Source organism: Mesorhizobium sp. P5_C1 (assembly GCF_054049815.1).
The window spans coordinates 1-8,920 of the sequence record NZ_JBFULQ010000216.1 but is presented as its reverse complement, the minus strand read 5'-3'; the positions used below and the strand labels follow the sequence as shown (position 1 = coordinate 8,920).

The following is an 8,920-nucleotide window of genomic DNA, read 5'->3' as shown; positions in this document are numbered from 1 at the left end:
AGGGATTACTAGCGGAAATGCGGCACCTGAAGTGCGTTCCACAGGCCAAGGAAAAACTGGTCCAGAGAATTGGTCCAGATGACCTTGAACGCGAGGTTTGGCAAAGCGAGGGCTGGCAACGGTGACCACCAGCACGGACGCCCCTCGCCGCACCCGCATCCAGCAGGAAAAGCGCGAACTCATCCTGGAGGCGGCGCTCGAGGTTTTCTCCACCAACGGCTTTCGCGGCTCGACCATCGACCAGATAGCCGAAGCCGCCGGCATGTCGAAGCCGAACCTGCTTTATTATTTCCGCCGCAAGGAGGACATCCACGAGACGTTGATGCAGCGCCTGCTCGACACCTGGCTGGCGCCGCTGCGAGAGCTGGACGACATCGGCGATCCCATGACCGAATTGCGCAACTACATCAGGCGCAAGCTCGAAATGGCACGCGATTTTCCGCGCGAGAGCCGGCTGTTCGCCAACGAGATCCTGCAAGGGGCGCCGCGCATCATGCCGCTGCTGGCGGGTGAACTGAAAACGCTGGTCGATGAAAAGGCCGCCGTCATCAAGAGCTGGATGCGCGCCGGCAAGATCGCCAGGACCGACCCCTGGCATCTGATCTTCTCGATCTGGGCAACGACGCAGCACTATGCCGATTTCGACGTCCAGGTCCGAGCCGTGCTCGGCCCCGACCGCGGCGGCGATGGCCGTTTCGAGGATGCCGCCCGTTATCTGGAGCAATTGTTCCTCGACGGGCTGAAGCCGAAAAACTAACGTTCGGCGGCTATCAGGCGCTGCGCCGTTCGGCCGGCAGCGCATCCAGCAATGTCTGCAGCTTTGCGATCGAGTTCTGCTCGGCAAGCGGCGTGTAGACGATCAGCTTCATGTCGGAGCCGTCGCCCACCGACAAGGTCATATGCTCGAACGTCATGCCGCCAGCGCTCGGATGCCTGACATGCTTCACCCCCGACAATCGGTGCGCCACGTCGCGCTGCGGCCACCAGGCGCGAAACTCCGGGCTTGAGCGCGTCATCAACTCGATCAGCCGCTCGAAATCCGGATCGCCGACATATCTGGCGCTTGCGGCCCGGAACGAGGCCAGCACCATGCGCGCCAGTTGCTCCCAGTCGACCAGCAGCCGCCGGTGGTGCGGATTGGTGAAGACCATGTGGACGATGTTGCGGGCATCACCCTCCAGCAGACCATAGTCGCCGAACACCGCCACCGCCGCCGGGTTCCAGGCCAGCACGTCCCAGCGCCGGCCGACGACATAGGCCGGCTGCAGCACCAGGCTCTGCAGCATGTGCAGCAAGGGGCCGTCGACCTTTTCCGGCGCCACGGCGCGACGCTCCGGCTGCTGGCGGCCGGCGAGGATGAACAGATGCTGCTTTTCGGCGGCATCGAGGCGCAGCGCCTCGGCAAGCACCGTCAGCACTTCGACCGAGGGCCTGACGTCCCGCCCCTGTTCCAGCCATGTGTACCAGGTCGTGCCGACGCCGGCGATCATCGCCACCTCCTCGCGCCGCAGCCCGGGCGTGCGCCGCCTGAGGCCGGTGGCAATGCCTGTGGCCGATGGCGTCAGCCTTTCGCGGCGCGAGCGCAGGAAAGCGCCCAGCTCGCGCCGGCGGCTGTCTTCGGCGGAGTGCGTGGGAGCAGAGTGAGGTTGGGATTCCATGAGGCTAATATAGCAGTATTGATACCAGGATAAAGTTTGAACTGTTTGACGCGCGCTGGCTGTCCCATCTTCCGTTCAGAGCAACAGAAGGGAGGCTCCGAACATGGAACTCAAAGACAAGACAATCCTCGTCACCGGGTCGACCGACGGCGTCGGCCGTGTCGTCGCGCAAAGGCTCGGCGCTGATGGTGCCCGTGTGCTGGTGCATGGTCGCGATGCGACGCGCGGTAAGACGACCGTCGCCGACATCGAAGCCGCCGGCGGCAAGGCCGAGCTGCTGGTCGCCGACCTCTCCTCCCTGACCGAGGTGCGCCGCCTCGCCGAGGCCGTGCGCGCCAGGACGGACCGCCTCGACATCCTCATCAACAATGCCGGCATCGGCACTGCCGGCCAAGGTGCCAAAAGGCAGATCAGCGCCGACGGCTACGAACTGCGCTTTGCCGTCAACTATCTCGCCGGCTTCCTGCTGACATCGGAACTTCTGCCATTGCTGAAAGCAAGCGCTCCGGCGCGCATCGTCAACGTTGCCTCGGCTGGACAGCAGGCGATCGACTTCGGCGATGTCATGCTGACCCGCAGCTACGACGGCGTGCGCGCCTATTGCCAGAGCAAGCTGGCGCAGATCCTGTTCACAGTCGACCTTGCGCAGGAGCTGAAAGGGACAGGCGTTACCGTGAACGCGCTGCATCCGGCCAGCTACATGGACACCACCATGGTCCGCCAGGCAGGCGTCACCCCATGGAGTTCGGTCGAAACCGGTGCCGACGCTATCCTCAATCTTGCGACTTCATCGGCGCTGGACGGACGCAGCGGCCTCTATTTCGACGGCCTGCGGGAATCCCGCGCCGACGCCCAGGCCTACGACGCCAAGGCTAGACAACAATTGCGAGCTTTGAGCCTCGACCTCGTCGGCCTCGCCTCCCCAACATCGAAGGAACAGCATTCATGACCACGACAATCCAGCACACCGTCGTCATCGGCGGCTCGTCCGGCATCGGTCTGGCGACGGCGCGCAAGCTGATTGGCCCCGGCATGAAGGTGACCATCACCGGGCGCAACCAGGATAGGCTCAACGGCGCGTGGAAGAGCCTCGGCGGGGCCGTCGAGAAGGCTGCGTTCGATGCCTCGAAGCCGGACGAAGTCAGCCAGTTCTTCGAACGCCTCGGCCCCTTCGACCACCTTGGTCCTGGCGGCCAGCGGCGGCAAGGGCCTTGGCCCCTTCCAGACGCTTGACCTGACCGATATCGGCAGCGGCGTCGACGAGAAAGTCCGCCCGCAACTGTCATGCCTGCAGGCCGCCTTGCCGACGCTGAACAAGGGTGGATCGGCCACCTTCATCTCGGCAGTATCGGCTCAGCTCGCGACGCCGGGCGTCGCCGGCATCGCCGCCATCAACGGCATGCTTTTGACCGTCGTGCCGATCCTGGCGGTGGAGCTGAGGCCGCTGCGCGTCAATGTCGTGGCGCCCGGCGTTATCGACACGCCCTGGTGGGATTTTCTGGCCGAGGAGCAGCGGCAGGCGCTCTTTGCCGAATATGCCGGCAAGACCCCGGTCGGCCGCATCGGCCGCGCCGACGACGTCGCCGACGCAATTGCCTTTCTCGTCTCCAACGGCTTCATGACCGGTCAGGTGCTGACCTGCGATGGCGGCCTCCGATTTGCGGCTTGATCCACATCGCCCCAAGCCCCGGTTGCGCCCCTCGGCTGGATCTAAAGTTGACCCCTCAGCCAGGCGAGCGTTTCTGCAACGCCGTCAAGGCCGTACCGTGCGGCGGTATGCGCGGGTGGTTTGACCCGTATCGATATGCCGCCGGCATCGTTGACGGCTTCGAAGCCGTTTTCGTCTGGCGTGTCGTCGCCCAGGAAGACCGGGCGGCGGCCTGTGAAGGGCGCTATGCCCATGAACCGCCGGATCGCGGCACCCTTGGCTGCCTCGAGCGGCAACAGTTCCACGCCGGCATTGCCGGCAACCACCCGGTAGCCCTCGGGCAGGCTGGCCAGCGCCTGCTCGACAAGCTGCGTCGCGCGCGGAAGCAAATGCGGGGCAGCGCGCGTATGGATGGCCAGCACCCGGCCCTTGCGTTCGATATAGGCTTGCCCACGACCGAGCTCGGCCTCAATCTCGTCGGCAAGGGCCGCAATATCCGCCGGCTCTCCAGCGACTTCGACTTGGTCATCCGGCAGGAGCCTGTGTTCCAGGCCATAAAGCCCGGCCGCGCGCAGCTTCAAAGGCTGAAAAAGCTCATCCACTGCCGCAACCGAGCGGCCCGTGATAACAGCCAATGCCCCGTTTAACTTGTGATCCAGGCCTTGCAGCAAAGAGCGAAGGTCGGCGCTGACCGAGACGGCGTCCGGGTGTTCCGCATGTTCCAGCAGGGTGCCGTCAATGTCGAGGAACAGCGCCCATTCGCCGGCCAGCACAGTCTGTGGCTTTCGCAGAGTCTCGCTCATGACATTGCCAGCCGTTTGCGCTCGAACATGGAAACGACATTGTCGGCGCTCGGAGGCTGTCGGTCGCCAGTGCCGGTTGCCCGATCGACGTCACCGCGCTTGCGCAAGCGTGCCGCATCTAGAAGCATGCTGCCGGCCCAGCGATAGACGTTGTTGTCGCGGACCATCTGCCGCATCGGCCGCATGCGCTCGCGCTGCTCATCCGGCGTCATCGTCAGCGCCTGCAGCAGAGCCTCGCTCATCATGGCGGCATCGTAGGGGTTGACGATCAGCGCCTCCAGCAATTCGCGCGAGGCACCGGCGAATGTGCTGAGCATCAAGACGCCCTGTTCGTCGTTGCGCGCCGCAACGAATTCCTTTGCGACCAGGTTCATGCCGTCATGCAGGCTGGTGACCATGCAGATGTCGGCGGCACGATAGATCTCATAGACCTGTTCCTGCGTGTGATGTTCGGCCACCATGATCACCGGCCTGTAGCCGTCGCTGCCATAGCGCTCGTTGAGCTCTTCAGCATAACGGTGGCATTCGTCGTAGAGCTGCCTGTAGGCCGGGAGCGTGCCGCGGCTCGGTGCCGCGATCTGCAGGACGACCACCTTTCCGATCCATTCCGGGTATCGCCTGAACAATTCGTCCAGCGCTTGGAGGCGATCCAGAATACCCTTGGTGTAGTCGAGACGTTCGACGCCGACGCCCAGCTTCACATCCGCTTTCAATGCGAACCTGGCGCGCAGGCGGGCGCGGCAGTCATCGACATCAGGCAATCTTGCCAGAAGGTCCGCCGGCCACTCTATCGAGATGGGATAGGCGTGCACCAGCGTCGTCTGCCCGCCATAGGAGATGGCCGCATCCGCCCGCTCGATACGGCTTTCCAGGAAGCGATCGACACTCTCGGTGAAATTGTTGGCATGGAACTGGGTGTGGAAACCGATGATCGAGCTGCCGAGTAGTCCTTCGAGGATGCGCTCACGCCATGGACAGATGCTGTAGACTTCCGAGTTCGGCCACGGGATGTGCCAGAAGGTGATGACGATAGCCTCGGGCAGGCGCTCGCGGATCATCCGCGGCAGCAGCGCGAAGTGATAGTCCTGGACCAGCACGATCGGCCGCTCGTTGCGTGCTTCGGCCACCACCGTATCGGCGAACTTCCGGTTTACGGCTTCATAGGCCTCCCAGTCCGAGGCGCGAAAGATCGGCCGGGTGAAGGCGATATGGCAAAGCGGCCACAGGCCCTCATTGGCAAAGCCGAGATAGTAGCCCTGATGCTCCTCCTCCGTCAGCCAGACCCGGCGCAGCGTGTAGGACGGATTGCCGGGTGGCACCTGGACCCGGTCGTCCTCGTCGACCATGAGACGGTCCGCGGTGCCTCCGCCATAGGCTATCCAGGTGCCGGCGCAGGCGCGGGTGATCGGCTCCAGCGCCGAAACCAGCCCGCTGGCCGGCACGAGCAGTTCGACGCCATTGCCTCTGACGTTGTGGATGTATGGTTCGCGGTTGGAGACCACGATGACCTGCGCATCGGGCAGATCGTCAGCCAGGATCTTGCGCAATGTCTCGGGCGACCACGTCACCAGGGCGGCATCGGCTGATTGGCCGTTCTTTTCGAACTCCCGTATCACCTTGCGCGCCGCTTCCGCGGCCACGTCCTCGCCGGCTGGATGTGCAACCGTTGGAGGGTGGCTGCGGCGTTGCCGCGATATGGAGAAGAAAACGGCAAGAGCGGAAAGACAAAGGCTCGCGAGGATCAGAACCCAGAGCAGGTCCGCACCATAATCTGTCATTGGAATGCCAACTCACCTCAGGCCGTTCGGCGGCCTTTTTTGTTCGTGTTTCCGACTAGAAACTATCCGCCGGCAACCTGGTCGGCGCCCGGACCTGTATTGTGCAACGCACAAGGCAGCGATCGGTTCCAGCCAATCTGGATCGGATCATGTTCTGACGATGAGCGGCACCAGGCCTTCATGCCGGTCGGCCAGGAAAGCGACGACCCGGTCGCCGACACGCTGGAACGTGAGATCGACCACCCTTTCGCCGACGCCCAGATGTCGCAGCGTGAGTGTGTCGATGCCGATCGGCAGCCTCGGACGGGTGACGCGGATTTCGCCATCCCAGCCATCGATTTCCAGGCCGAGGCAGGCCTGCATCAGCATGAAGGCGGATCCCGCCGACCACGCTTGCGGCAGGCAAGCGACGGGATAGGCGATCGGTGCTTCGCCCGGCGCGCGGGTAAAGCCGCAGAACAGTTCCGGCAACCGCATGTTGAAATGGACAGCGGATTCGAACGTACCGCTCATCAGGCGGACCACGCTGTCGCGCTCGCCATAGCGCGCCAGCCCGGCGCCGCACATGGCGGTGTCATGCGGCCAGATCGAGCCATTGTGGTACGACATCGGGTTGAAGAACACGGCATCGTCGGCAAGCGTCCTCAGCCCCCAGCCGGAATGGAAGGAGGCGGAAAGCAGCTGATCGGCGACCATTTGCGCCCGCGCCGGCTCCGGAAGCCCGACAAGGAGGAGATGGCCCGCATTCGAGGTTCGCACCTTGCAGGGCTCGCCGGCACCGTCGATCGCAAGGGCATAGAAGCCGAGGTCGTCGAGCCAGAAATCGCGTTCCACCGCCGCCCGAATGGCCTCGGCGAGGCTGTCCCAGTGATCGGCTCTCTCGTCCTCGCCACGGCGACGGGCAAGCGCCGCCAGCCCCCGGAAGGCGGCAAAGACATAGCCTTGCACCTCGACCAGCGCGATCGGACCCTTGGGGATACGGCCATCGGCATGAAAGACGGAATCGAAGCTGTCCTTCCAGCCCTGGTTGGCGAGGCCGGACTCGGCAGCCCGCTGGTAGGTCACGAATCCGGTCTCGCGGCCCGCCTCCTCCATCCATTCGGCCGCCGCGCATAGCGACGGCCACAGGCTGTCGATGAACGCCATGTCGCCAGTACGATCTGCATAGGCACAGGCGAGATGGATGTAGAGCGGCGTCGTATCGACGCCGCCATAGTAGCGGCCGAATGGAAGCTCCCGCAGCGCCGCCATCTCGCCCTTGCGGGTCTCGTGCATGATCTTGCCCGGCTGCGAATCGCTGAACGGCGACGTCTCCGTCGCCTGATGCTGGGCCAGGAAGGCCAGCACCCCCCGCGCCAGGCCGGGATTGAGCCACAGCATCTGCAGCGCCGAGATGACGCCGTCACGGCCGAACGCCGTCGAGAACCAGGGGATGCCGGCATAGGGATAGGGTCCGGTCGCAAGCTCGGTGGTCAGCAGCGCGACATCGGCGCGGGCGCGCTCGACCCAGTCGTTGAAGACGCGACCGGAACTGTGCACCGTCGCGCCATGGCGGCGCTTGGCCCGCATGCCAAAGCGGGCCCGGGCGGCTGCGGCGCGGAAACGGTCACGATCGGGCGCATCCGCCACCTCGGAACCGACCTCGACATAGAGCACACTGCTGCTGCGCTTGGTCACCGCAAGCAAGAAATCGGCGCGGTCGGCTGTCAGTTGATCCGGTGCCTGCGAGAACGAAATCGCCGATGCGCGCGCCAGTCCGTCCAAGCCGTCGTAGCGCAGCAGGACGGACGTCGCATCCATCTCGGCCACATGCGTCATGCCGCGCCGCAGCCGTGTCGAGCCGCGCACTTCGAACATGTCACGGAAATCAGCAGCAAAGTGCAGGGAAACRCCGATCGTCGAGGTTTCCCGGCTGTAATTGGAAAGGGTGATGCGTTCGAACAGCCTGTCTTGCCAGAGCAGCCTGACGCGCTCGACATGAATGGCGCCCTGCGGAATGTCGCGACCGCTGGCGCTGAGCATCGGCAGATTGGTCAGGTTGGTGGTGAACAAGACATTGTCCTGGCTGAGCGAGGCGCCAAGTAACGATGTCTGCCTGCCGCCGATGGTCAACCGGAACTCGGACAGCACCCGTGTGTCGTCGCGGAAAAAACCGTCGCCAGCGCCGCGTATATCACCATAGGCATCGGCAACCGCAAAGCAGTCGCCCTGTTTGAGCGCAAACAGCCGGTGGGGCTCACGAGGCGCTGTCGCGTCGAGCGAGGCAAGCGCGACGGCGGGATCGAGCTGGCGCTCATCGAGTTGGGCCATTCGTCACAAATCCCTGTCGTTTCATTCCCATAGATCGAGCGCGTCGTTGCTCACGACGCCTTCGCCTCGCTCGGGACACCGAGCAGGCGCGCATAGGCAGCCAAATAGTCGCCGGCCATTCTTCTGGCGGAAAACCGCTTTTCGAAAACGCCCCTCACCTTTCGCCTGTCGAGCTGCAGCAAGTCCGGCACTGCGGCGCCCGCGCCATCCAACGAATCCACGACAAAGCCGGTGACGCCTTGATCAATGATCTCGGGCAGCGCGCCGCAATTCCAGGCGATCACCGGCGTGCCGCAGGCCATTGCCTCGATGGCGGCAAGGCCGAACGGCTCCGGCCAGTCGATCGGGAACAGCAGGCCGGCCGCGTTGCCGAGAAATTCCGCCTTCTGGTCCTCCTCGATCTCGCCGACATAGTCGATGCGATCGCCGTCGATCAAAGGCTCGACCACTTCGTGGAAATAGGCTCGGTCGTCGTCGCCAATCTTTGCCGCAAGCTTCAGCTTGAGCCCGGAGCGCAAGGCGATCTCGATGGCGCGATCCGGGCGCTTGTCGCGTGAAAACCGACCGAGGAAGGCAAGATAGGGTTCTTGCGCCTTCGTCTCGAACGTCGGTTCGTAAATACCGGTCGGCAGTCCGTGGTGGATCGTTGCCAGCCAGTTGGCCCTGGCAAGGCCTGTCTTCTGGCTGCGCGAAATGGAAATCATCGGGAAGCGCGGGAAACGC

At 64.1% G+C, this 8,920-nt stretch carries 7 protein-coding genes and 1 pseudogene; 3 read left to right on the top strand and 5 right to left on the bottom strand.

Annotated features, from left to right (window positions below):
• Positions 1-121: 121 nt before the first annotated feature.
• Positions 122-757 carry a TetR family transcriptional regulator C-terminal domain-containing protein gene (locus tag ACXJ7R_RS17785; protein ID WP_457152979.1) on the top strand — a complete coding sequence of 212 codons (636 nt, stop codon included), beginning with the start codon at positions 122-124 and terminating at the stop codon, positions 755-757.
• A 13-nt stretch (positions 758-770) separates the two neighbouring features.
• On the opposite strand, the gene ACXJ7R_RS17780 is transcribed toward ACXJ7R_RS17785, so the two are convergent.
• Positions 771-1,658 carry a helix-turn-helix transcriptional regulator gene (locus tag ACXJ7R_RS17780; RefSeq protein ID WP_457152978.1) on the bottom strand — a complete coding sequence of 296 codons (888 nt, stop codon included), beginning with the start codon at positions 1,656-1,658 and terminating at the stop codon, positions 771-773.
• Between the two features lie 103 nt (positions 1,659-1,761).
• Between ACXJ7R_RS17780 and ACXJ7R_RS17775 the strand changes: the two genes are divergently transcribed.
• Both ACXJ7R_RS17775 and ACXJ7R_RS17770 read left to right on the top strand, forming a co-directional pair.
• Complete coding sequence (locus tag ACXJ7R_RS17775) at positions 1,762-2,607, top strand: SDR family NAD(P)-dependent oxidoreductase (RefSeq protein WP_457152977.1); 846 nt, start codon at positions 1,762-1,764, stop codon at positions 2,605-2,607.
• Positions 2,604-3,327 (top strand): annotated as a pseudogene (locus ACXJ7R_RS17770) (SDR family oxidoreductase). The gene ACXJ7R_RS17775 and the pseudogene ACXJ7R_RS17770 overlap by 4 nt, the downstream one beginning before the upstream one ends.
• A gap of 41 nt (positions 3,328-3,368) precedes the next feature.
• On the opposite strand, the gene otsB reads toward ACXJ7R_RS17770, so the two are convergent.
• The 4 genes from otsB to ACXJ7R_RS17750 all read right to left on the bottom strand — a co-directional run.
• Positions 3,369-4,109, bottom strand: a complete 741-nt coding sequence (gene otsB / locus ACXJ7R_RS17765) for a trehalose-phosphatase (protein WP_457152976.1) — start codon at positions 4,107-4,109, stop codon at positions 3,369-3,371.
• Positions 4,106-5,887, bottom strand: coding sequence for an alpha,alpha-trehalose-phosphate synthase (UDP-forming) (locus ACXJ7R_RS17760; RefSeq protein WP_457152975.1), 1,782 nt, complete (start codon positions 5,885-5,887; stop codon positions 4,106-4,108). Before ACXJ7R_RS17760 ends, otsB begins: the two co-directional genes overlap by 4 nt.
• Positions 5,888-6,034: 147 nt before the next feature.
• Complete coding sequence (locus tag ACXJ7R_RS17755; protein WP_457152974.1) at positions 6,035-8,197, bottom strand: amylo-alpha-1,6-glucosidase; 2,163 nt, start codon at positions 8,195-8,197, stop codon at positions 6,035-6,037.
• Between the two features lie 50 nt (positions 8,198-8,247).
• On the bottom strand, positions 8,248-8,920 hold a 673-nt coding region (locus ACXJ7R_RS17750), incomplete at its 5' end, for a glycosyltransferase (protein ID WP_457152973.1).